23 protein-coding genes are annotated in these 25,124 nt (G+C 30.4%); 18 read left to right on the top strand and 5 right to left on the bottom strand.

Annotated features, from left to right (window positions below; genetic code table 11):
• Positions 1-40 precede the first annotated feature (40 nt).
• Positions 41-994: a protein kinase domain-containing protein gene (locus CPJCM30710_RS05860; RefSeq protein ID WP_212903246.1), complete on the top strand. Its 954-nt coding sequence runs from the start codon at positions 41-43 to the stop codon at positions 992-994.
• Between the two features lie 429 nt (positions 995-1,423).
• Here CPJCM30710_RS05860 and CPJCM30710_RS05855 read toward each other — a convergent pair whose 3' ends face one another.
• The 3 genes from CPJCM30710_RS05855 to CPJCM30710_RS05845 all read right to left on the bottom strand — a co-directional run bounded on the left by CPJCM30710_RS05855 (position 1,424) and on the right by CPJCM30710_RS05845 (position 5,441).
• The gene (locus CPJCM30710_RS05855) at positions 1,424-2,683 is read right to left on the bottom strand and encodes a VanW family protein (RefSeq protein WP_212903245.1); all 1,260 of its coding nucleotides are present in this window, start codon (positions 2,681-2,683) and stop codon (positions 1,424-1,426) included.
• Between the two features lie 552 nt (positions 2,684-3,235).
• Positions 3,236-4,156 carry a response regulator gene (locus CPJCM30710_RS05850; protein ID WP_212903244.1) on the bottom strand — a complete coding sequence of 307 codons (921 nt, stop codon included), beginning with the start codon at positions 4,154-4,156 and terminating at the stop codon, positions 3,236-3,238.
• Between the two features lie 4 nt (positions 4,157-4,160).
• Positions 4,161-5,441: a sensor histidine kinase gene (locus tag CPJCM30710_RS05845; RefSeq protein ID WP_212903243.1), complete on the bottom strand. Its 1,281-nt coding sequence runs from the start codon at positions 5,439-5,441 to the stop codon at positions 4,161-4,163.
• A 583-nt stretch (positions 5,442-6,024) separates the two neighbouring features.
• On the opposite strand from CPJCM30710_RS05845, the gene CPJCM30710_RS05840 reads away from it, so the two are divergent.
• Complete coding sequence (locus CPJCM30710_RS05840) at positions 6,025-7,290, top strand: cation:dicarboxylate symporter family transporter (RefSeq protein WP_212903242.1); 1,266 nt, start codon at positions 6,025-6,027, stop codon at positions 7,288-7,290.
• Between the two features lie 87 nt (positions 7,291-7,377).
• Here CPJCM30710_RS05840 and CPJCM30710_RS05835 read toward each other — a convergent pair whose 3' ends face one another.
• Complete coding sequence (locus CPJCM30710_RS05835; RefSeq protein ID WP_212903241.1) at positions 7,378-7,788, bottom strand: GNAT family N-acetyltransferase; 411 nt, start codon at positions 7,786-7,788, stop codon at positions 7,378-7,380.
• 705 nt (positions 7,789-8,493) lie between these two features.
• Here CPJCM30710_RS05835 and CPJCM30710_RS05830 point away from each other — a divergent pair.
• From CPJCM30710_RS05830 to CPJCM30710_RS05790, 9 genes are all read left to right on the top strand, one after another.
• Positions 8,494-9,705 (top strand): argininosuccinate synthase, encoded by a 1,212-nt coding sequence (locus tag CPJCM30710_RS05830; RefSeq protein ID WP_212903240.1) that lies wholly within the window; start codon positions 8,494-8,496, stop codon positions 9,703-9,705.
• A gap of 37 nt (positions 9,706-9,742) precedes the next feature.
• Complete coding sequence (gene argH, locus CPJCM30710_RS05825) at positions 9,743-11,122, top strand: argininosuccinate lyase (protein WP_212903239.1); 1,380 nt, start codon at positions 9,743-9,745, stop codon at positions 11,120-11,122.
• A 15-nt stretch (positions 11,123-11,137) separates the two neighbouring features.
• A complete protein-coding gene (gene argC, locus CPJCM30710_RS05820; protein WP_212903238.1) occupies positions 11,138-12,178 on the top strand; it encodes an N-acetyl-gamma-glutamyl-phosphate reductase in 1,041 nt (346 codons plus the stop codon).
• Positions 12,179-12,197: 19 nt separating this feature from the next.
• A complete protein-coding gene (gene argJ / locus CPJCM30710_RS05815) occupies positions 12,198-13,415 on the top strand; it encodes a bifunctional glutamate N-acetyltransferase/amino-acid acetyltransferase ArgJ (protein ID WP_212903237.1) in 1,218 nt (405 codons plus the stop codon).
• A 26-nt stretch (positions 13,416-13,441) separates the two neighbouring features.
• Positions 13,442-14,302 carry an acetylglutamate kinase gene (argB, locus tag CPJCM30710_RS05810; protein WP_212903236.1) on the top strand — a complete coding sequence of 287 codons (861 nt, stop codon included), beginning with the start codon at positions 13,442-13,444 and terminating at the stop codon, positions 14,300-14,302.
• A gap of 85 nt (positions 14,303-14,387) precedes the next feature.
• Positions 14,388-15,557 carry an aspartate aminotransferase family protein gene (locus CPJCM30710_RS05805; RefSeq protein ID WP_212903235.1) on the top strand — a complete coding sequence of 390 codons (1,170 nt, stop codon included), beginning with the start codon at positions 14,388-14,390 and terminating at the stop codon, positions 15,555-15,557.
• A 45-nt stretch (positions 15,558-15,602) separates the two neighbouring features.
• Positions 15,603-16,532 (top strand): ornithine carbamoyltransferase, encoded by a 930-nt coding sequence (gene argF / locus CPJCM30710_RS05800; RefSeq protein ID WP_212903234.1) that lies wholly within the window; start codon positions 15,603-15,605, stop codon positions 16,530-16,532.
• 270 nt (positions 16,533-16,802) lie between these two features.
• The gene (locus CPJCM30710_RS05795; RefSeq protein ID WP_212903233.1) at positions 16,803-17,015 is read left to right on the top strand and encodes a hypothetical protein; all 213 of its coding nucleotides are present in this window, start codon (positions 16,803-16,805) and stop codon (positions 17,013-17,015) included.
• A 467-nt stretch (positions 17,016-17,482) separates the two neighbouring features.
• Positions 17,483-17,638 (top strand): hypothetical protein, encoded by a 156-nt coding sequence (locus CPJCM30710_RS05790; RefSeq protein WP_212903232.1) that lies wholly within the window; start codon positions 17,483-17,485, stop codon positions 17,636-17,638.
• Positions 17,639-17,827: 189 nt separating this feature from the next.
• On the opposite strand, the gene CPJCM30710_RS05785 is transcribed toward CPJCM30710_RS05790, so the two are convergent.
• Positions 17,828-18,685: a tetratricopeptide repeat protein gene (locus CPJCM30710_RS05785; protein ID WP_212903231.1), complete on the bottom strand. Its 858-nt coding sequence runs from the start codon at positions 18,683-18,685 to the stop codon at positions 17,828-17,830.
• A 1,027-nt stretch (positions 18,686-19,712) separates the two neighbouring features.
• Here CPJCM30710_RS05785 and CPJCM30710_RS05780 point away from each other — a divergent pair.
• The 7 genes from CPJCM30710_RS05780 to leuD all read left to right on the top strand — a co-directional run bounded on the left by CPJCM30710_RS05780 (position 19,713) and on the right by leuD (position 25,101).
• The gene (locus tag CPJCM30710_RS05780) at positions 19,713-19,976 is read left to right on the top strand and encodes a hypothetical protein (protein ID WP_212903230.1); all 264 of its coding nucleotides are present in this window, start codon (positions 19,713-19,715) and stop codon (positions 19,974-19,976) included.
• A complete protein-coding gene (locus CPJCM30710_RS05775; protein WP_212903312.1) occupies positions 19,973-20,200 on the top strand; it encodes an HAD family hydrolase in 228 nt (75 codons plus the stop codon). Before CPJCM30710_RS05780 ends, CPJCM30710_RS05775 begins: the two co-directional genes overlap by 4 nt.
• An 83-nt stretch (positions 20,201-20,283) precedes the next feature.
• Positions 20,284-20,472 (top strand): hypothetical protein, encoded by a 189-nt coding sequence (locus tag CPJCM30710_RS05770; protein WP_212903229.1) that lies wholly within the window; start codon positions 20,284-20,286, stop codon positions 20,470-20,472.
• Between the two features lie 710 nt (positions 20,473-21,182).
• Positions 21,183-21,710, top strand: coding sequence for an acetolactate synthase small subunit (gene ilvN, locus CPJCM30710_RS05765; protein WP_212903228.1), 528 nt, complete (start codon positions 21,183-21,185; stop codon positions 21,708-21,710).
• Positions 21,711-21,738: 28 nt separating this feature from the next.
• Entirely contained in the window at positions 21,739-23,331 is a 1,593-nt protein-coding gene (gene cimA, locus CPJCM30710_RS05760; protein ID WP_212903227.1) for a citramalate synthase, read from the top strand.
• Between the two features lie 6 nt (positions 23,332-23,337).
• Positions 23,338-24,603 (top strand): 3-isopropylmalate dehydratase large subunit, encoded by a 1,266-nt coding sequence (gene leuC, locus CPJCM30710_RS05755; protein ID WP_212903311.1) that lies wholly within the window; start codon positions 23,338-23,340, stop codon positions 24,601-24,603.
• A 12-nt stretch (positions 24,604-24,615) separates the two neighbouring features.
• A complete protein-coding gene (gene leuD / locus CPJCM30710_RS05750) occupies positions 24,616-25,101 on the top strand; it encodes a 3-isopropylmalate dehydratase small subunit (protein ID WP_212903226.1) in 486 nt (161 codons plus the stop codon).
• Positions 25,102-25,124: the final 23 nt, after the last annotated feature.

The raw sequence follows: 25,124 nt of genomic DNA, 5'->3' as shown, positions 1-25,124 counted from the left end.
AAATTAATATATCATATAAGATTTATTGAAGAGGTGGGCTATGCTAGATAAGGGATATATTCTAGGTGAAAAATATGTAGTAATAAAGGTATTACGAAGAATTAATATAGGACAAGTTTATTTATGTAAAGATATTAAATTTAAAGGTCTTTGGATAATAAAAGAAGTAAAAAATGATTTTCAAAAAGATCTTAGTATTTTATCTAGGCCTAATATATTAAAAAAATTAAGTTATCCATGTGTTGCAAGAATAATTGAGGTGTTTTATGAGAAAAACAACTTTTATATAGTTCAGCAATATGTACAAGGAAAAACTCTTGAAGAGTATATAAAGGAAAAGCAATCGATAGAAGCAGAAACTATACTCAATATTACTTCATCTATATGTAATGTTATGACTTATTTTAATAACAGTAATCTTCCAATAACATATAGATACTGTAATCCGTCTGATATCATAATAACGAAGAAGAGAAAAGTTGTTTTAATTAATTTTGATGTTTCAAGGATACATAATAAAGCTATTGAGTATTATGATATCTTACATATGGATTTAAATGAACATATTATTTTAGATCAAGATAATTTAAGAAAATCTATTAACAAAGAAGAAATCTTTAACATTGGTAGAATGATGTACTTCATGACTAAGGGAAAACTTCCATCTATAGCGCTAGAACCTATTTTAGATGAAAATTATGATGTTAATGTAGATAGTGATTTAAAGAGAATAATACAGAAATGTTTTCAAATTGATATTAAAGATAGATATATTTCAATTGAAGAGTTAAATAATGAGATTATAATAGAAAAATTGAGAAAAAGTAAATATAAAAATACTTCGTTTTTAAATGATGAATATGTTAAGTTAGACAAATCCATAAAAAGTAGGATTGTTAAAAAGAAAAACATATTGAGATTACATAGAGGTGTATTAGCGTTACTAACTTTTATAAGTATAATTTTTCTAGTTGTTTATGTTTTAAAGTTTTAACAATCTTATGATCCACAATATATACATATACAACTTCATAACTGAATTTATAATTAATGAAAAAGCATTGCATGTCGAGGCTATTTTCATTAATTGTTTAAATACTGAAGTTGTTTATCTTTATTAAGAAATAAGTATCTTAGCTATATTGATGTTGTAGTTAATTTTAGTTGTTATCATTTTGCGAAATGAAGTTTGACTCAATCTATCGATACACAACTTCATAACCGAACTTATAATTGATGATATACAAGTTCACATTGAATTAAGAATTTCAGGGGAAGTATTGAATCCCGAGAATATGTCCTAAAATTCGTTAAGAATTGAACTTGTATATCTTAGAAAAAGTATTGTATGTTCAGGCTATTTTCATAAGTTGTTTAAAGATTAAAGTTGTGTATCTTTAGTAGGCTCGATGCCTGCTAAGATTTATCTATAACTATCTTTTGATATTAATGTTGAGCTTACTAGTTGTCCGTTTTTGTATATTTGTTTATAAACTTCTGCATAAGATCTAGAACCTCTAGAAATTATTTTTACTGTCTCTCCATTCGCTTCTTGTTGTCCATAGAAATTAACAGTTAGTTGTCCATTGTTTATATAACTTTCTATATATAATGGATAATTTTTATTATTCTTAAATTTAAAATCTATGGCATCACCAGCTATTGTAGCATCTTGACCAGGTGGTACATAAGCTACAGCCATGGAATGGGGAGTTCTTTCTACTATTTCTAAATTAGTCAATAGAGCTGCATTATATGTTGTTGAAACTAATTGACATATTCCTCCAGCAAGGTCTGGGACTACTTGATTATTTACAAATATAGCAGCATCCAGGTAACCCTTAGCTCTTGTTCTAGTACCTAAAGCTTGATTCATTGAAAAGACTTCTCCAGGCATTACTAGAGTTTGATTTAAGTGTTTAGAAGCAATTGTTATATTTTCAGTTCTATTATAGTTATTTGTAAGTGATGTTGTATAAGTGGATACCAAATCTTTTACTAAAATTAAATCATTATATTTAATTTTAGCAGTAGTTGTTTCTACAGGAATTACAATTTCAGATGGATTATTAGAAAATATTTGTGCCAAAGTTGCTTGTTTTAATTCTTCATTTTTTATTTTTATTCCAGATCGATCTCTTCTAACTAGGAATTCTCCAGTGTTATTACGCATAATAGTTGCGTTCTCAGGTTCTCTGTTTATAGATTTACTTAAAGATTCTAAGAAAGTATTTAATCTATCTTTGTTATAGGTAAATTCTTCTTTGATATTTATCGGATTATTTTTCAAGTAAGTTCTGCTTGCTAATTTACTAAATATATTTAAGTTTTTATCATATTCAAATGCGTCTTGCGATATTTTTTCTAAATCATATTTAGAATCTAAATCGGAAAGAGCTAAAGTTACTTTTTTGTCTTCATATGAAAGTATTAGTTTTCTATCTTTTAAAGAATTATTTAAAGCCTCTAATTTTTTTTTGGCTTCTTCTTTTGATAAGCCGCCCACATCTATATTATTTACAATTACTCCTTTATAGATATATTTATCAGCTTTTTTATTGAATAGATATAAGGAGCTTATACTACATATTAGGATTAGTGTAGTTATGGAGCATATTAATAGTATTATTTTTAGTTTTGTTCCGAATGTTTTTGGTGTTTTTAATATTTTTTGTGTTTCCATGTTTTCAACCCCCGATCTTTTTGAAAAACATATACTATTCTATTCTATTCTATATATTTATTAGATTTTAAGACTATGACTTAGCTTTGGATAAAATTAAGTAAAGTACAATATATTCAATCCAATATTATCCAATAAATATATTATACGGTATAATGATAAAATATTCACATGTAATTTAGTAATATTTTCATACAAATTACGTTAAAAGTATACAAAAAATACTATACTCAGATTTATTTATACAAATCTAAGCATAGTATTTTTATGGTTAATTTGTTTTATAAGAATTTATAGTAAGTTCATTTATGTATATAGATAACCAAATTCATAATTTAACTTATAATTCATGCTATACAAGTTCATATTGAATTAAGAATTGAAGTTGTATATCCTAGAAAAAGCATTGCATGTCGAGGCTATTATGCTGCCATTTCACAAAGTGAAATCTGGCTCAAATTTAATAGGATCGATGCCTATTAAATTTTATTTAACATGAATTGTTTAAAGATTGAAGTTGTTTATCTTTAGTTATGATATGAAGTACGTTTTTTATAACTTTTTTTTTGATTCTAAATAAAAAACCTTAACAAATTTTTTAGTATTAATGCGAACATTAGATGTTGATGATTCAAGTTTACTTTCTAAATCTATCATTTTTTTTCTAACTTCAGTAAAATCAAAGAATTTTGTAGCATATTCTTCAAATTTAGGATTTGAGTAATCTGTAAGTCCTAGGGAGGCTAAATGATTTAATGCTTGAAATATCGCTCTACGAACTCTCTGTTCGGAAGCTTTAATTTCCTTTTTTAAGTCTGATGATTTTACTGAAACTCCTAACTTTTTCGTAGCAATATTGGTGAAAATATCTTTAAGAGGAGGAAACTCATGCTCAAAAGATTTTTCTTTTTCATATTTAAATAAATATTCTAACATATCCAGTAGATCTTTACTGCCGCTTTCTCCAATCATACCTAGCTCTGTTAATAGAAACTGTCCAGAAGTAATAATACTTTTCTCAGTTGAAGGAGACTCTTTTTTTTCTACTAGTATTCCAATATCTAAAACACTTAGTGTTTTTTTTATATCATATATAGATTTTTGTAATTTTATATGTTCAATTGCTTTTTTGATAACGCCTATAATTTCAAGACGATTAATCGGTTTAGTGATATAGTATTCAATGCCTAGTGAGTAGGCTTCACCAATTATCTCCTTATCTTCTACTTGCGAAAGCATAATGATTTTCCCATTAAATGAAGAATGTAATTCACGAATAGTTTGTATACCATCACGCATAGGCATTAATAAATCAATGATAAGAATATCTACGTTTTTTAAGTTAAGTAAATTAGTACTTATAATAGATCCATCTTCTGCTTCTCCGACTACTTCTCCAAGGCTGTAATCTTCTATAATTTCAGTTAACATAGAACGAATGGCATCATCATCATCAACAATAAAAAACCTCATTATATCATCCTTTCTTCACTAAAATATTAATTGGCAGTTTTATAATGAAAGTTGTCTCGTTTGTTTCTGGAGTATATTGTATTGATATTTCTCCCTTAAGATTACTAACTATTTCTTTTACATAAGGTAATCCCATTCCTGTTGATGGTTTGCCAGACACATCATATTTAGTTGTATATCCAGGTTTAAAAATCAGTTCTCTTTTCTTTTCTGGTACACCCACTCCATTATCAGTAACATTAAAGTGAATCCATTCATTAATTTTGTAAATAGATATTTTTATTAACCCTATATTTTCAATTGATTCTACTGAGTTAGATACTAAATTATTAATTAAAGATAATGTTGTATAAACATGGAATTTAGATGGAAAATCTTCAATATTTAAGGTGATTTGAATATGTTTATTTAATGATTGAGCATATTTCTGATTAGTTTGGACGATAATATCTCCTATTTCTGCTATATTCATATAATCAGTTGAATTCTCATTAGAAATCATTTTAGTAAGTCCAGCATAAATTCTTTGATTATCTTTTTTTATCTCATGAATTTGTCCAGCAATACTTAATAATTTTCCTGACAAGTCTTCTTTTTTTATATAACAGTCACTGCTTTGTAAATTTCTATATAAGTTATAACAGTCTCGTGTAATATCTTCTGCGTATTGTAAGGTTTTTTTTAATTGAATGGATTCTTCATATAAATTAGAAATAAGTGAAAGCATATGTCTATTTTGTTTTTCTTGATGTTTTGCAGTTAATTTTGCTTCATGAAGTTTAAAAATATTGAAGAATCCCAAAACAAAAAAACTCCGGATAACTGCAATAATTATAATTTGACCTAAAAAAGATAAAGTAATAGTTTCTTCTAAAAAAAAGTGTCTAATAGATAATTCTGTTAAACTTGATATTATTTCTGTAAACACAGATGTAATTCCAACTAATAATGGACGATCATGTAGTTTATTTACCTTTATTAAAGAAAAAAATGAGGCATATGTTAAGTAATAGAAAAAGGTAGGTGAATGAAGTATAAAATCATATTCTAATTGGGTTCCACTGTTTATAATAAAATCAAATAGAATACGAAAAACAACAACAAGAATTCCAACCATAAAACCAAAAAGAATTAACGGTATTTTACGTATCCATAGCAGAAAAAAGAAAAAGACTGGTGTGCCTAAACTAACACGAAATGTATCGTTAAAAGGATGAAATTTTAATTCACCGGCTAAAGGTACTGTTATCATCATCAAAATAAGAGTAAGCAAGTTTTCTTTCAATTAATATCCACCTCTAATAAGTTATTATACAAGCCACTACCCCTTTAGGAGAGCGTGACTATATTGTTATTTAGTGATCTTCTTAATGTCAACAATTAAGAAGAAGGAAATAGGTCATTGTGTACATATTATAGATAAAGTAAATGCATTAAATCTAGAGTGATTATTAAAACGCTAAAAATATCCTATTAAAAAGAATAATAGAAAAATTACTAATATGCTAGTATTTACATTAAATTTTGTTTATTGACAAATAGTTGAAGTACATAAAGATAAACCACGTTAATCCTTAAACGATTCATGAAAGATAAAATTCAATAGCTATCGAACCTATTAACTTTTACCTAGATTTCACTTTCTAAAATGACAGCAAGTAGCTTTCATATGCAATGTTTTTTCGTAAATTTTGCATATCTATATAAGAATATTCTGAAAAATGGTTTTTAAAAATTATTTAAAATCACCTTGTAGATTTTTGTTGTTTTTTGTAGGTTGGGTTATAAAATTCAATCATGTTAATTTAAGTTAGTATATGGCGGAAAAGTGAGGTAAATTAAAAGTTATAAGGGGGAAATTTTATAAAATGAAAAAGTTTGGATTAGCAGTTCAGATTGTTATTGGACTAGTATTAGGTATTATGGTAGGTGCAGTTTTCTATGGTAATCCTGCTGTAGAAGCCTTTTTAAAGCCAATAGGGGATATTTTTATTCGTTTAATTAAAATGATAGTTGTTCCAATTGTACTTTCATCACTTGTTGTTGGTATCGCTGGTGTAGGTGATATGAAGAAGCTTGGTAAGTTAGGTGGAAAAACTATTCTTTATTTTGAGGTAGTTACTACAATTGCTATAGTTATTGGATTATTAGTGGCTAATGTTGTACACCCAGGTTCAGGCATAAATATACATGAGCTATCACAAACTAATGTTAAAAATTATATGGATACTGCAGAAAAAGCAGCTAGCCATGGCTTTGCAGATACATTTATAAATATTGTTCCAAGTAATGTATTTGAAGCTCTTACTAGTGGAAACTTGCTTGCAATTATATTTTTCTCAGTTTTATTTGGTTCAGGAGTTGCAGCTATTGGAGAAAAAGGAAAGCCAGTTCTTGCTTTTTTCCAAGGGGTAGCAGATACAATGTTCTGGGTGACTAATCAAATTATGAAGGTTGCTCCATTTGGAGTATTTGCACTAATAGGTGTAACAGTTTCAAAGTTTGGAGTTGCTTCTTTAATTCCTTTAGGAAAATTAATTATTACTGTTTATGGAGCTATGATTTTATTTGTGGTTGTTGTACTTGGTTTAGTTGCAAAGATGGCTGGTACAAGCATCATAACACTTATGAAAGTTTTAAAGGATGAACTTATTCTTGCTTATACAACAGCAAGTTCTGAGTCAGTGTTACCAAAGATTATGGAGAAAATGGAGAAGTTCGGTTGTCCAAAAGCAATTACTTCATTTGTTATTCCAACTGGATATACATTTAATTTAGATGGCTCTACATTATATCAAGCAATTGCAGCATTATTTATTGCTCAAATATACGGTATACACTTACCATTAGCTACCCAAATTAACTTAGTACTTGTACTTATGGTTACTTCAAAGGGTATGGCAGGGGTACCAGGCGCATCCTTCGTTGTATTACTAGCTACTCTTGGCTCAGTAGGTATTCCATTAGAAGGAGTAGCGTTTATAGCAGGAATTGACCGTATCCTTGACATGGCAAGAACAGCTGTTAATGTTATTGGTAACTCTTTAGCTGCAGTTATTATGTCTAAATGGGAAGGTGAATTTAACTCTGTAAAAGCACTAAAATATACAGAATCTATTAAAAAGATAGCATAGATTATAAAAAACCTTGTTCACTTTTTGTGAACAAGGTTTTTAGTATGTATTAAGATGGTGATTTCTAATCATTAATATTGATTATTATTAAGGTCTTTTAAATAAAAATTTATAATGGTTTTCTTCTTTAAAATCACACTGTAGATATAAGTTTTCTGCATATCTAGTCCAAAGGACTCTACTTGTGTCCTTTATAGTGGGATGATTGCTAATAAAGTTAATAAACTTTTTGCCTAAACCAGTCCCTCTATATTTCTCATCAATTATTACATCGGATATTAAGCTATAAACAGCACAATCACTTACAACTCTTGCAAATCCAATTTGAACATTGTCATGGTGAATTGAAAAACAAAGAGAATTTTCTATTGATTTTGCTATAATTTCTAGCGGTCTATTTTGTGCCCAGTGAGACTGCTTTAATAAGTTATGAACTGCATTTAAATTAATCTTTGTTTTATCATCTGTAAATATATACTCATGTTCTATTAATTCCATACTGTAGACTCCTTCTTGGTAAAAATACATATCACAACTTGGTCAATTATAGCATATATAACATTAATAGTATATCCATAATCTTTATTAAATATAATTATCAACAAATAACTATTAATAAACAATAAAATGAAAGTTAATGCACAGAAATAATTCAGAATAATAGAATGTTGTAGATAATTAGAAACTTAATAACAAGCTAATTTTATTGTTGTTATTTCATAAAGTAAAATCCGACTAAAGCTAAGTAGACTCTATGTCTATTCAGCTTTATTTTTTTATTTATTGTTAAATTTTTAGATTTATTATAAAAATATAATTACTAGGCTTATGGATATAATATAACTACGAAGTACTATAATTTATAATTGTTTATTATTAATTTGTTAAAAAATTATAGTATCTAATTTTAGACATTATTAATATAATCAAGTTGTAACACAATACATTTTTTATGCATATTTATACAGAAAGTAGAGTATAAATATGCAAAGAAAAATGAAAAGGTTTTAGTAGAGTTTTCTATTGTAATAAAAAAATACTAATTTTTGGATTTGGGATATTGAGATGAGTATATGAGGATGGTTTAAGAATAAAAAATTACAGGATAAAGATAAAAAATATGTATAAAAATCTTGCATAATTATGAAATAGTGTTGTATAATTATAACACGCGAATAACTAGAGAACATTGGAGGGAATTTTATGGATAAGATAAAAAAAGTTGTTTTAGCATACTCTGGAGGATTAGATACTTCAATAATAATACCATGGCTTAAGGAAAATTACGATGGATGTGAAGTTATAGCTATGGCTGCTGATTTAGGACAGGGAGAAGAACTATCAGGTTTAGAGGAAAGAGCAATAGGTACGGGAGCTTCTAAACTTTATATAGAAGATTTAAAAGAAGAATTAGTAAATGAATTTATTATACCATGTCTAAAAGCAAATGCAGTTTATGAAGGAAAGTATTTACTTGGAACATCATTTGCAAGACCTATAATAGCTAAGAGATTAGTTGAAATCGCTGCAAAGGAAAATGCAGATGCTATCGCTCATGGATGTACGGGAAAAGGAAATGACCAAGTTAGATTTGAGTTAGGAATAAAGGCTTTTGCTCCAGGTATGAAAATAATAGCGCCATGGAGATTATGGGATATAAAGTCAAGAGATGAAGAAATAGACTATGCAATAGAAAAGAATATACCAATAAAACTTACAAGAGAAACAAACTATAGTAAAGACAGAAACCTTTGGCATTTAAGCCATGAGGGATTAGATCTTGAAGATCCAGCAAATGAACCTATGTATGACAAGATACTAGAACTTTCAGTATCACCAGAAAAAGCTCCAGATGAGCCAACGTATGTAACATTATCTTTTGAAAAGGGTATTCCTACAAAGATAGATGGAGTAGAGTACTCACCAGTAGAAATTATTCAAAAGCTTAATGAACTTGGTGGAAAGAATGGTATAGGAATTGTTGATCTAGTTGAAAACAGACTTGTTGGAATGAAGTCAAGAGGTGTTTACGAAACTCCAGGTGGAACAATTCTTTACTATGCTCATAAAGAAATAGAATCTCTTTGCTTAGATAGAGAAACAGCTCACTATAAGGAATTAGTAAGTGTAAAGTTTGGAGAGTTAGTATACTTCGGACAATGGTACACTCCTTTAAGAGAAGCATTAAGTGCTTTTGTTGATAAGACTCAAGAAACGGTAACAGGAGAAGTTAAGCTTAAGTTATATAAAGGAAATATCTTAACTGCTGGAATTACTTCACCATATTCTCTTTACAGTGAAGAAATAGCTACTTTTGGAGAAGATGAAGTTTATGACCAAAAGGATGCAGAAGGATTTATCAATCTATTTGGATTACCAATAGCAGTAAAGGCTAAGCTTATAGATAAGAAATAATATATACTATCAGATGATGATTTAAGGAGGAGAGTAAATGAAACTTTGGGGAGGAAGATTCCAGAAGGAAACGGATAAGATAATGAATTCCTTTAATTCCTCTATATCCTTTGACTATAGGCTTTATGAAGAGGACATCGTTGGCAGCATGGCTCATGCTAAAATGTTATGTTCTATTGGAATATTAAATGAACAAGAACTTGAAGCTATTATCAATGGATTAAATGAAATTCTTGAGGGAATTAAAAATGGTGAAGTTGAGCTTTCAGAAGCAGCTGAAGATATTCATATGAATGTGGAAACTTTACTTACTGCTAAGATAGGAGAAGTAGGTAAAAAACTTCACACTGGAAGAAGTAGAAATGACCAAGTTGCTTTAGATTTAAGGATGTATCTTAAGAAGGAAGTGTTAAATCTTAAGAAGCTTATAGTAAAGCTTGAAAAAGTTATATTCACTCTTGGAAGAGAAAATATGCATACTATAATGCCAGGATATACACATCTTCAAAAAGCACAACCAATAAACTTCTGCCATCATTTACTTGCTTATGCTGAAATGTTTAAGAGAGATTATGAAAGACTTACAGACTGCTATAAGAGAATGGATTATATGCCTCTTGGCAGTGGTGCTCTTGCAACTACTACCTACAATCTTGATAGATATATGGTAATGGAGCTTTTAGGTTTCTCAGATGTAACATTAAATAGCTTAGATGGAGTATCTGATAGGGATTTTGCAATAGAACTAAATAGCTGTTTATCATTAATAGCAATGCATCTTTCAAGGTTTTCTGAGGAAATAATTCTTTGGTGTACTACAGAGTTTGGTTATATAGAACTAGACGATGCATACTCAACAGGATCAAGTATAATGCCTCAAAAGAAAAACCCAGATGTTGCAGAGCTTGTTAGAGGTAAGTGCGGAAGAGTATATGGAAATCTTATAACTCTTTTAACAATGATGAAGGGACTTCCTCTTGCATACAACAAAGATATGCAGGAAGATAAGGAAGCGATCTTTGATAGTGTTGATAATGTTAAGATTTGTTTAGAAATATTTGCTAATATGCTAGCAACAATAAAGGTAAATAAAGATAGAATGAGAAAGTCAGCTGGTGAAGGGTTTACAAATGCTACTGACGGTGCTGATTATCTTGTAAAAAAAGGAATGCCTTTTAGAGATGCTCATGAAGTTATGGGTAAACTTGTATTCTATTCTATAGCAAAAGATAAATCTCTTGAAGAATTAACAATTGAAGAATTTAAAAGTTTTTCTAGTATTTTTGATGAGGATATTTATGACGCACTTGATCTTTCTAACTGTGTAGAAAGAAGAAGAGTAATAGGTGGACCGAGTACGTCATCTTTAAGAATACAACTTGATGAACTTGATGCTTTTATAAAAAAAGCGGAGTAAGTTAGGAGTGATATTTTGAGTAAGTTAAAGATAGGAATAATCGGTTCTACAGGGTATGTAGGAGTGGAACTAATAAGAATTCTTTTAAATCATGATGATGTAGAGCTTGTTGGATTAAGCTCTACATCCTTTGAAGGTAAGGGAATAGAGGAAGTTTACGGAAACCTTTATTCTATTTGTTCTCTAAAGTGTGAGAGTGCAGAAAAAGTAATAGAAAAAAGTGACTTTTTATTCTTAGCTCTTCCTCATGGATTAAGTGAAGAAATAGCAAGTAAAGCATTAAGTGCAGGTAAAAAAGTAGTAGATCTTGGTGCAGACTTTAGACTTGTTAATGAAGAAGCGTATGAAAAATGGTACGGAAAACCTTTTGCAGTTAAAGAGCTTCATGGTGAAGCTGTTTATGGACTTCCAGAGTTTAATAGAGAGAAGATTAAAGAAGCAAGATTAATAGCAAATCCAGGTTGTTATCCAACTAGTATATCTCTTCCTTTAATGCCTCTTTTAAAGAAAAGTTTAGTAAGTAAAAAAGGTATAGTTGCTGATTCAAAGTCAGGTGTTACAGGAGCTGGGAGAGGACTTTCATTAGGAACACATTTCCCAGAATGTAACGAAAACTTCTCAGCATATAAAATTGGAAGTCATAGACACATTCCAGAAATTGAACAAAATTTAAGTATTGCTGCAGGTGAAGATGTTCCAGTAACATTTACACCACATCTTCTTCCAATAAATAGAGGAATACTTTCAACTATTTATTGTGACGCTGTTGAGGGGGTTACTACTGAGGAAATTCATAAGGAACTAAGCAACTATTATGCAAATGAACCTTTTGTGAAAGTACTTCCTTTAGGCGAGGCAGTTGCTTTAAAGAATGTAAAATTCTCAAATTTATGTCATATATCAGTTCATTCTGATGAGAGAACTAAAAAGGTTATAATTTGCTCAACTATAGATAATATGGTTAAAGGAGCAGCAGGTCAAGCGGTACAGAATTTAAATATAATGATGGGTTTTGATGAGCAGAAGGGATTAAAGCTTCTTGCACCAGCCTTTTAAAAAGTTAGGAGGAAATGACATGGAGATACTAAAAGGAGGAGTTACAGCTCCTAAAGGTTTCTTGGCTGCAGGCATACATTGCGGATTAAAAAAGAAAAAGGATAAAAAAGACTTAGCTCTAATTTATTCAGAAACTATGTGTGATGCAGTAGCAGTTTATACTCAAAACAAGGTTAAGGGAGCTCCGCTTATAGTTACAAAAAACCACTTAGTAGATAAAAAAGCTCAGGCTATTATTGTAAATAGTGGTAATGCCAATACTTGTACAGGAGATGATGGCATTTATAAAGCTAACAGAATGGCAGAGCTTGTAGGAGAAAAGTTAAACATAACAAAGGAAAATGTGGTAGTAGCATCTACTGGAGTTATTGGGGTGCCTCTTAATATACAGCTTATAGAAGCTGGTATGGAAGAATTAGCAGGTTCTATTAGAAGAAGTGGAAATATAGATGCAAGAGAAGCCATTATGACGACAGATACAATGAAAAAAGAATTGGCAGTATCTATAATGATAGATGATAAAAAGGTAACTATAGGAGCCATGGCTAAAGGTTCAGGAATGATTCATCCTAATATGGCTACTATGCTTGGTTTTATAACTACAGATATAAATATTGATGGAGAGCTTTTACAAGAAGCATTAGCTAATGTTACAAATAAAAGTTTTAATAGAATAAGTGTTGACGGAGACACAAGTACAAATGATATGGTAGCTATCTTAGCTAATGGAAAAGCAGGTAATGATAGAATAACTGGAAAAACTGAGTACTACTATAAATTTTTACATGCTTTAAAGTATGTTTGTATAGAACTTTCAAAGCTTATTGCAAGAGATGGAGAAGGTGCTACTAAGCTTATAGAATGTTATGTTAAAGGTGCATTAGACGAAAATCATGCAGTTGCTTTAGCAAAATCAGTTATAACTTCTAGCCTTGTTAAAACTGCTATGTTTGGTGCAGATGCAAACTGGGGAAGAATTTTATGTGCCCTTGGTTATTCAGGAGAGGAACTAAATACAGATACAGTTGATGTTGCTTTTGATAGTATTAAGGGATTTGTTGAAGTATGCAAGGACGGAATGGCTATGCCTTTCAGTGAAGAAAAAGCTAAAGAAGTTCTTGGAGAAAGTGAAGTTTCTATTCTTATCGACCTTAAGATGGGAGAAGAAGAAGGAATGGCTTGGGGCTGCGATTTAAGTTATGAATATGTAAGAATAAACGGTGACTATAGAACTTAAGATAAAGGTATGGAGAGGTGACAAATTTGAATAAAATAGATTTAGAAAAGGCGAATACGCTGATTCAAGCTCTTCCATATATTAAGGAGTACTATGGGAAAACCGTTGTAGTAAAATATGGTGGAAGTGCTATGAAGAATCAAGGCTTAAAGGAGGCAGTAATTAATGACTTAATCCTTATGAGCTGTGTTGGAATAAATGTAGTACTTGTTCATGGTGGAGGTCCAGAAATTAATAACTTCCTAGGAAAACTAGGAAAGAAAGCTAAGTTTGTTAATGGACTTCGCTATACTGATGAGGAAACAATTGAAGTGGTTCAAATGGTTTTAGCAGGTAAAGTTAATAAAGATTTAGTTTTTCTAATTAACTCTAATGGTGGTAAAGCAATTGGTCTTTGTGGTATAGATGGAAACATGCTTCTAACAGAAAAGCATGAAGGTGAAGAAGATCTAGGTTTTGTTGGTGAAGTTAAAAAGGTTAATACGGAAGTTGTTGATAACTGCTTGAAAGAAGGATATATTGCTGTTATCGCAACTGTTGGAATCGGAGAAGATGGCAGAACTTATAATATAAATGGTGATGTAGCAGCAGCAAAGATAGCTTCAGCACTAAAAGCTGAAAAGTTTATACTTCTTACTGATGTTCCAGGACTTTTAAGAGATCCAAGTAGCGAAGAAACTCTTATTTCAGAATTAAAGGTAAGTGAAGTTCCAGAGCTTATGGAGGAGAAGATCATTAGTGGAGGTATGATACCTAAAATAGAAAGCTGCGTTGAAACAGTAAGAAATGGTGTTAAGAAGGTACATATCATAGATGGTAGAATTCCTCACTCCATTTTAATTGAATTGTTCTCAGACCGTGGTATAGGAACTATGATTTATCAGTAATCCAAGAGTTTATTGGCGGTTAGATTATATAGATTTGAAATTAAATTGATAAATTAAAATAAGTTGATAAATACAGGAGGAAGCGATGAAAGATTATAAAGAATTATGGAACAGCTTCTTTATGGACACTTACGGACAGCTAGATATAGCAATTGAAAAGGGAGAGGGAAGTTACCTCTACGATGTAAATGGTAAGGAATATATTGATTTTACTAGTGGAATAGGAGTATCATCATTAGGATATGGAAACAAGAAGCTTATAGAGGCTATTACAGAACAGCTTCATAAGGTTTTTCATGTATCAAACATATTCTACAACACTTCAACTATAGAAGCAGGACAAAAGCTTATACAAAGAAGTGGAATGAAGAGGGTATTCTACAGCAACTCAGGAGCTGAAGCAAATGAAGGTGCTATAAAGCTTGCTAGAAAGTATAGCTTTGAAAAATATGGTGAAGGTAGGGGTACTATCATTACTTTAAAACAATCTTTCCACGGTAGAACTCTTGCAGCTTTAACAGCTACGGGACAAGAAAAGTTCCATAACTATTTCTTTCCATTTCCTCAAGGGTTTAAATATGTAGAAGCAAGTAATTTCGAAGCACTTGTTAATGAATTAGATGGAACAGTATGTGGAATAATGATGGAAGCAATTCAGGGAGAGGGAGGAGTGCATCCTCTTCAAAAGGAATTTGTTAAGCAAGTAGCAGAATTATGCAAAGAAAAAGATATACTTCTTATGTTTGATGAAGTACAGTGTGGAGTAGGAAGAACAGGAAAGTTCTTTGGTTTTAATCATTTTGATGTTATGCCTGATATAGTAACACTTGCTAAAGGCTTAGGTGGCGGATTACCTATCGGAGCTATACTAGCAGGAGAAAAAGTAGAACATACCTTTAAAAAAGGAGACCATGGTTCAACATTTGGAGGTAACCCAGTGGCGCTTACTGCATCTGCTGTGGTACTAGATGAAGTTTGTAGTGAAGGTTTCTTAGAAGAAATTGAGAAAAAAGGACAGCTTCTTATGGAAGCAATAAAAGGATTAAATTCACCAAAGATTAAAGAGGTAAGAGGAAAAGGATTAATGATAGGTATAGAGATTGAAGGTGAGAGCAAGCTAGCTCAGGAAAAGGCACTATCTAATGGACTATTAATTCTTACTGCAGGACAAAATGTCGTAAGACTTTTACCGCCTTTAACAATTAGTGAAGAAGAAATTAAAAAGGGCGTAGAACTTTTGGTACAATGTATATAAAATTTAATTAAAAATTCAGTTAGTTTTGGGGGAGGGAGGAATAATATGAATAAGAAACATCTACTTAAGCTTAATGATTATTCTAAACAAGAAATAATTGAGATATTAGAGTTGGCTGAACAACTTAAATATGAAACAAGACACGGAATTCCTCATGATCGTCTTAGAGGAAAAACTTTAGGGATGATATTTCAGAAATCATCAACAAGAACACGTGTATCCTTCGAGGTAGGAATGTATCAGCTTGGAGGTCACGCATTGTTTTTAAGTTCTAAAGATATTCAGATGGGAAGAGGAGAACCAATAAAAGATACTGCAAGAGTATTATCAAGATATGTGGATGGGATAATGATAAGAACATATTCACAAAAGGAAGTAGAAGAATTAGCTTATTATTCTTCCGTTCCTGTAATCAATGGACTTACTGACGATGAACATCCATGTCAGGTTCTTGCAGACCTTTTAACAATTAAGGAATTTAAGAGAAAATTCGAAGGGTTAAAAGTAGCATTTATAGGTGATGGAAACAATATGGCTAATTCATTAATGGTTGGTTGTTTAAAACTTGGTATGAATATAGCTATAGCAACACCAGAAGGGTTTGAACCACAAGCTCATATAATTGATGAAGTTAAGGAAATAGAAAAAGAGTCTAAAGGTAAGTTATACCTTGTTAATTCACCAAAGGAAGCTGCTACTGGAGCAGATGTATTGATAACAGATGTTTGGGTAAGCATGGGACAGGAAGAGGAAGTTAAAAAAAGAAAGGCAGCTTTTGAAGGCTTCCAAATAAATAGAGAGCTTATGAATTTAACAAATAAGGATTCTCTTGTACTTCATTGTCTTCCAGCTCACAGAGGTGAAGAAATAACAGAAGAAATCCTTGAAGAGCATGAAAAAGAGATATTTGAAGAGGCTGAAAATAGACTCCATGTTCAAAAGGCAGTTATGGTAAAGTTAATGGCTAAGAGTTAAGTAAAAAAACCTTTTACAGCATATAAAGTGTTGTAAAAGGTTTTTTTATTATCTGACAACAGTAAAAGAGTTCGATGCCCTTTAACTCTTATTGCTATGATTTTATAAAGTGAAATCTAACAATAGTAAGGGAACGATATTAATTCGAATTTTTTACAACTTTTATATCATGTAAATTACTATACTTTTAATAATAAGTATGTAAAAAGTAACAACTTTTTTCTTGGGAGAAATAAAATATAGCTAGAGTAATAGTTTTAGAGGGATAGCATGACACTTTTTGATTTATCTCCAGAAGAATTACCTGTATTTACTAGCTTGATTGCTATACAGATGTCAATAGGCTTAACTCCAAAGCAACAAGTAGTATTAGGACAATTTTTTATATTATTAGGTGACAATTTGAGTATGATTGGTGTTCAGGCAGAGGCATTGAAAGAAATAGCAGAAAGTAATAAGGATATTAAAGAGAAAGAGAAGTGATGAAGTTGTGCATATTAGGTTAATTAAGAACAGAGAGTAACCTTACTTTATACTTAAAGAAGCTATAATGAGTTATCTTGTAAATAATTTCTATAATTCCTATGATGATGAGAAGAATCATGATTATGCTGTTAAATGGTATAATCATTTTTTGCCATATATATATCGTAAAGTGGGTAATTATATTTTATTTAAGTTTTTGGAAAGCTTGAAGAAAACTAATTAAAATTAGCGATTTGTTTACAATAAAATAAATGTAACTGTATAAATAATATAATTTTAATTCTTCTTAAGAATTAAATGCGTTTATCTTAACAGGTTTACTTTGATAAATTTATAGACATACTAAATACAAACAAGTTCATTATTTAATGAATTTCATAAAATAATAACTAAGTTCTTTTTAAAATTGAATGATGAATTTGGATGTTTACAACATATGAGTATTATTTTGGGAGGTTTGTAATATGAAATCAAAACATGAAAAGGTACATACAAAAGAAACATTTAAGACTAATGGAACAAAAAGCCAAGATCAATGGGCACAAAATAGGAATAATACTACTGTTGAGAAGCCTGGTATAAATGAAAGTGGCATAAAAGCAAAGAAAAATGGATGGTAGTTTACAAGAATTTTACAAAAGATCTATCCTAATAAGAAAGTCATGTAATTCTTCAAATTACATGACTTTTATATTTGTTGTTATTTCACAAAGTGAAATCTCACTCAATCTAAAGATACACAACTTCATAACTCAGTTATTTAAGGGTTGAAGTTGTGTATCTTTAGTAGGCTCAATGCTTGCTCAGATTCATTTAATATTTTTTAATTCATTTTGGCATTTCGTAAAAATGCTGAAGTTTTTATATTCCTTTGATAGTTCTATAGAGTGTAAAAAGTATTTTTTCGCTTTTTCAAAATCATTTAAAAATTTATAAGTTAAGCCTATACTGTAGAATATAGATGGAGAATAAATCTTATATGGAATCTTTAAATATTCCTCAATCATAAGCTCACATTTGTTAATATATTTTTTTATATTTACACAATCTTTTAGAGCTATACTAATTTCAAAAACATTACATAGTGATATTAGCTTATTTTCAATTTTATGTGATGAATCAAATATTACTTCATGAATTTTAGTTGCATTTATTAAATAACCTTTATCTTTTAATATATTTGCTTTAAGTGTTAAGATGTTGAAGACATGAACTTCATTCAATCGGAATATACTTTCAACATAATGAATTTTATCTAAAACTATATCTAAGTCACCTTTCTGTTTATAAGCAAGAATATTATTAAATAGAAGTTTGTATCTTAAATCTTTAGTATAATGCTTTTCTTCAACCAAAAACTCTTCTGTTATTTTTAATGCTTCATCTAATTTATTAAGCATTATGCATACATAGCTATAGCATGTTCCAATTACTGCTTTTTTATTGAAATCTGAAGGGGTGAATTTATTATAGATATAATTAAAGTAGAAGTATGCGTTCAAAAAATCGCTAGTCTTAAGTAACTCTTTTCCGATATTAATTAGTACATCCGTTGTATTTTCACTATAATTAAGAATTATATCTATTTTTTCTTTGGGTATTGATTCTATAATAGACTTCAACTCAACATCATCATTGCAGAGTTTCTTCAATAAATCATTACTCATATTTAAACACCTTCGTCTGTTATTTTTAGTTTATATATATTTATATAGAAAAAATAAGAGATATTACACTATTATTTTATTAAGTTACTAAAGCAAGTAAGTAAAAAACATTTACAATAAGTTGTCTTAATGGTAAAATTTGTTTGTAATTAATAGTTAGGAGTAAATATGTACAACTATAGAAAAACAATGATGTTAAATTACTCGGTATTTAGTTTGAATAGTAGTTTGATGTACCAACGAGTTATTGATCCAGTTCCAGAATGGGTAAAAAAGCAACTTTGTTTTTATAAATAATAGAAGGATATAGTAAAAGGGACATGTAGTTTAATTAATAATAGACTACATGTCTCTCTTTTTGTTGTCACTTCATGAAGTAAAATCTCACTTAAGTTAGATTCACAATTTCGTAGTATCCAGTAATCAGAGAAGTTTTTGTAATTATATTGAGAGTTTAGGGATTTATGAATGAAAATAGTTGTCTAATAGCAAAGCTGCACATCTTATTCCTAAAAGTATAGAGAATTCTCTGCAAAATATGTTAAAAGTATTTCCTATTTAATGAAAAAAGAGCATAATGCAAGCAAAAACATAAACAATTAATTGTTCGTGTGTTTGTTTAATTCTAGTAGAATTAAGATGCGACAAGAATGGAAAAGGAAAAGTGATGATGACATTATTAAGGCTAAAGAAATAATAAATAAGTTAGAGCCACATGTAGTTGTAATATACAGGGAATAAAAAAGCTCATACGAAAAAAATATAGCAAGATTTCCCAAATATTACATTCCTATTATTGAGTTTTTTGCATTAGTACTTGCGTTTTTGTCTCTATTTGTGATGGATAATACCTCGTTTTCCCAGTAGATATATAGAGCATTAGCTTTCTTGATAGTTTCATGTCAATGTGCATTAGTTATTTCTATTCCTTTAAGCTTTTTTGAACATATAGGTGCAGCATCAAAGCATGGTATTTTAGTTAGGAGATAACTATCTAGAAGAATTAAACAAAGTAGAAGCAGTGGTTTTGGATAAAACTGAGATGTTAATAAAGGATACATTTAAAGTCTTAAAAATTAATCCTAGTGAAAATCTAGTAAAAGAAAAAGTATTACAGTATGCAGCTTATGCAGAAATTTATTCTAATCATCCTATAGCTGTATCGATAATGAATGAGTTTGGAGAGGGGATGATAAAGAAGTCATCAATTGTTTCTAGGAAATCCCGAGGAAGTGGATTAAGGTTAATGTTGGAGAAAAAGAGATATTCGCTCGTAATGATAGATTCATGAGAACTTATAGAGTGCAATATAATGACTATAATGATGAATTTGGTACTATAATTTATATAGCTATAGATAAAAGTTATAGTGGTTATATTATAATTTCTGATGAAATAAAAGAAAATTCAAAACAAGTAATTAAACGATTAAAGAAAAAAGGTGTAAAAAAAATTGCAATGCTTACGACAAATGATAGAAAAATTGCAAAATTTGAAGGTGGAAGTTTAGGGTAGCTGATATTTATTTACAATTAATTCCGGATAGTAAGGTAGATAAACTTTAGGAATTTCTAAAGAATAAAAATGAAAATGGCAAAGTGATTTTTATAGGAGACGGAATAAATGATGCACCTGCTTTTGTAAGAGCTGATATAGGAATTGTTATGGGAGGGGTTAGGTCAGATACAGCAATTGAAAAGATAGGTGTAGTAATAATGATCGATGAACTATGTAAAATATATTTAATAACTTATTTAACAAATAAATCGAACATTATTATATGGTAGAATATTATCTTTGTTCTTGGAATAAAACTTATTATATTAGTTTTAGGAGCTTTAGGTATAGCTAATATGTAGGAAATAGTTTTTGGACATGTTGGAGTAGCACTTTTAGCAGTTTTAAATTCTATGAGAATATTAAAAGTAAATAGTTAAATTTAAAAGTCTAATGAAAAATCTTGAGATTTTACTCTATTTCCTAAAATTCACTAAGGATTTATTCACTGATATAAGTTACAATATATTTAATGATAGCGTACTTTAACTAATAAACCGTTAATGTTTACAAAAAAAAATTAATAGATTATTTGTAAAAAAGTATTGACAAAACAAAAAATGGACAATAAAATCATATGTAATGACAACTAAACGAATGCCCGTTAATTAAATGCTAAGATGGAGAACGTTATTTGGTATATAAAAAGCCACAGAGAGTCGATGGTTGGTGAGAATCGATGCTTTTACTGGATGATAATCACTCCTGAGCTGAGTCCCGAAAGCAAAGGCGTAAGTAGGCGATTTCCGGTAAGCCCCGTTAAAGGCACAGGTTTGATTGAACCTGGTGATATTTTTTGATTAAGGCGGCGATAATATATCCCACTTTTAGTGATTTATATCATTGATGGTGGGATTTTTTTAACCTTTTTACCTTGAGGAAAATATTAAATAAGACAATTCTAAGGTAATAATTTTAAAATTTTTAAGGGGGAATTGAGATGGATAGGCATGTTTTATCAGTACTAGTTAAAAATTCTTCAGGTGTACTGAGCAGAGTTTCAGGTTTATTTATGAGAAGGGGATTTAATATTGACAGCTTATCCGTAGGCCGAACTGAAAATCCAGAAATCTCAAGAATGACAATAACTCTTATGGGTGGAGAAGATGTATTAGATCAATTTATTAAACAGTTAAATAAATTACAAGAAGTAATTAAGATAATAGAATTAGCTCCAGAAAGTTCGGTTTATAGAGAGTTAGTACTAATAAAGGTTAATGCAGATGCCAACCAGAGAGCAGCTATTAATGATATAGTAAAAGTATTTAGATGTAAGATAATTGATTTAGATACAAATACATTAACTATTGAGTTAACAGGAGACGACAATAAGGTATCTGCTTTAATAAAACTTATGGAAGAGTACGGAATAAGAGAGATGGTTAGGACGGGATTAGCAGCTCTTGAGAGAGGCTGTAAAGATATAAATTCTTATGGTGACTATTTTGAAGAAGAATATATAGGATAATTTATAAAGTAAATAGGGGAGTGGGGCTTTGAATAAGAAGATATATATTTTAGATTCAACCTTGCGGGATGGTTCCCAAGGATATGGGATTTCCTTTTCCTTAGAAGACAAAATCAAAATATGTTGCTGTTTAGATAAACTTGGAGTTGATTATATAGAAGCTGGAAATCCAGGATCAAATCCTAAGGATATGGAATTTTTTAAATTAGTAAAAGGTATTGAATTAAAAAATTCACAAATTGTTGCCTTTGGAAGTACACGAAGAGCTGGAATAAAGGCAGAAGACGATAAAAGTTTAAAAAATTTATTAGAGGCAGAAACAAAGATGGTGGTAATATTTGGTAAGTCTTGGGACTTTCAGGTTATGCATGTCTTGAAAACTACCTTAGAAGAAAACTTAAATATGATTTCCGATTCTATTAGATTTTTAAAAGGAAAAGGTAAAGAGGTAATTTTTGATAGTGAGCACTTTTATGATGGATATAAGAGCAACAAACAGTATGCTGTAGAAACCTTAAGAGTAGCTAAAGAGGCTGGAGCTAGTGTTTTAGTACTCTGTGATACAAACGGAGGAACTTTACCTAATGAAATATTGTCAATAACAAAGGATGTACATGAAACTTTGGGAGACAATATCGGAATACACTGTCATAATGATGCTGGAATGGCAGTTGCAAATTCAATACAAGGAGTTGTTGCTGGGGTAAATCATATCCAAGGTACATTTATTGGAATTGGAGAAAGATGCGGAAATGCAAATTTATCAACAATAATACCAACACTAAAATTTAAATTAAATTATGATGTGTGTATTGAAGAAGAACTAAGTTCATTAACAACTACAGCAAGATATATATCAGAAGTTTCAAATATTCCACTTAATGATGATGCACCTTATGTTGGAAGTTCAGCTTTCGCGCATAAAGGTGGAATGCATATCAATGCAGTTGAAAAAGTATCAAATTCTTATGAGCATATAAGTCCAGAACAAGTAGGAAATAAAAGAAGATTTTTAGTTTCTGAAGTCAGCGGAAAAACTATGATTCTTAAAGAGATTCAGAAGGTATTTCCAAGTATGTCAAAAGAGAGTGAAGAAGTTAAAATAATAACTGAACATTTGAAGAAGTTAGAGTATGAAGGATACCAATTTGAAGGGGCAGAAGGAACTGTTGAACTGATTATGAGAAAAATCATAGGTAAGTATGAACCTTTCTTTAAACTTAATCACTTTAAAATAATTGGAGAACAACCTTCTTCTAATGGTAACTTCAGTTCTACTGCACTAATAAATATCACTGTTGATGGAAAAACTGAGATGACTGCTGCAGAGGGAGATGGTCCAGTAAATGCTTTGGATAAAGCATTAAGAAAAGCTCTAGATGTATTTTATCCTCAGCTTAAAAATGTAAGACTGGTAGATTATAAAGTAAGAGTTTTAGATTCTGAAAGTGCAACCAATGCAAAGGTTAGAGTATTAATTGAATCAACAGACGGTATTGAAAAATGGACAAATGTAGGAGTTTCAAGGGATATTATTGAGGCAAGTTGGATTGCTTTAGTAGATTCCATAGAATATAAACTTATTAAAGATATTCAACGAAAAGTTAAAACATATTTTTAGGAGGCGATAAACATGGGGATGACAATGACTCAAAAAATATTAGCAGCACATGCTGGTTTAGAAAGTGTAAAGGCAGGACAACTTATAGAAGCAAATCTTGATTTAGTTTTAGGAAATGATATTACTTCACCAGTTGCAATCAAGGAATTTAACAAGTTAGGGGTTTCCGAAGTTTTTCATAAAGATAAAGTTGCTATAGTTCCAGACCACTTTACACCAAATAAAGATATTAAAGCTGCAGAGCAGTGTAAATTCATAAGAACGTTTGCTTGTGAAAAACAAATAACAAACTTCTTTGAAATCGGTGAAATGGGTATAGAACACGTTCTAATTCCTGAAAAAGGATTAGTTGTTGCAGGAGATGTAGTAATAGGAGCAGATTCTCATACGTGTACGTATGGTGCTTTAGGAGCTTTCTCTACAGGAATAGGCTCAACAGACATGGGAGCAGGAATGGCTACAGGAAAGTGTTGGTTTAAAGTTCCTTCAGCAATAAAGTTTGTTCTTAAGAATAAGCCAGCTAAATGGGTAAGTGGTAAGGATATAATTCTTCATATAATAGGTATGATCGGTGTTGACGGTGCTTTATATAAGTCCATGGAGTTCGTAGGCGATGGAATTCAGCACTTATCAATGGATGACAGATTTGCAGCAGCAAATATGGCTATAGAAGCTGGAGCTAAGAATGGTATATTCCCAGTAGATGAGAAGACTATAGAATATATTAAGGAACATTCAACAAAAGAATTTAAAGTTTATGAAGCTGATGAAGATGCTCAATATGATGAGGTATATGAAATAGATTTAAGTACTCTAAGACCAACAGTAGCATTCCCTCACCTTCCTGACAATACTAGAACAATTGATAATGTTGGTGAAGTTAAGATAGATCAAGTAGTAATAGGATCTTGTACGAATGGAAGATTAGAGGACTTAAGAATAGCAGCTTCTATATTAAGAGGTAAAAAGGTAGCCAAGTATGTAAGAACTATAATTTTCCCAGGAACTCAAAAAGTATATCTTCAAGCTATGGAAGAGGGATTAATCAGAGATTTCATAGAAGCTGGAGCTGTAGTATCTACACCAACTTGTGGACCATGTCTTGGAGGACATATGGGAATATTGGCGGCAGGAGAAAGAGCAATATCTACAACTAATAGAAACTTCGTAGGAAGAATGGGACACGTAGAATCAGAAGTTTATTTATCAAGTCCAGCGGTTGCAGCAGCATCAGCTATTACAGGAAAAATAACAGACCCAGAATTAGTTTAGGAGGATATAGTTATGAAGGCAAGAGGAAGAGTTTTTAAGTACGGAGATAATGTAGACACTGATGTAATCATACCAGCAAGATATCTAAATACTTCAGATCCAAAGGAGCTTGCAGGTCACTGTATGGAGGATATTGATAATACATTTGTTAAGAAAGTTCAACCAGGAGATATAATGGTTGCAAATAAAAATTTTGGGTGTGGTTCTTCTAGAGAGCATGCACCTATAGCAATAAAGGCTAGTGGAGTAAGCTGTGTTATAGCTTCAACTTTTGCAAGAATTTTTTATAGAAATGCAATAAATATTGGTCTTCCTATATTAGAATGTGATGAAGCTGTAAAAGCTATAGAGGATGGAAATGAGCTTGAAGTAGATTTTAATGCAGGTATTATAAAAAATCTTACAAAGAATGAAGAATACAAAGCGCAAGCTTTCCCAGAGTTTATGCAGAAAATTATACAAAGTGAAGGCTTAGTTGGTTATATAAAAAATAGATAATATAACAAAAGCTTGAGGAATGA

This window comes from Clostridium polyendosporum, assembly GCF_018332455.1.
GTDB classification, from domain to species: Bacteria; Bacillota; Clostridia; order Clostridiales; family Clostridiaceae; genus Clostridium_AY; species Clostridium_AY polyendosporum.
The sequence above is the reverse complement of the archived record's forward strand: the minus strand, read 5'-3'. Positions and strand labels throughout refer to the sequence as shown.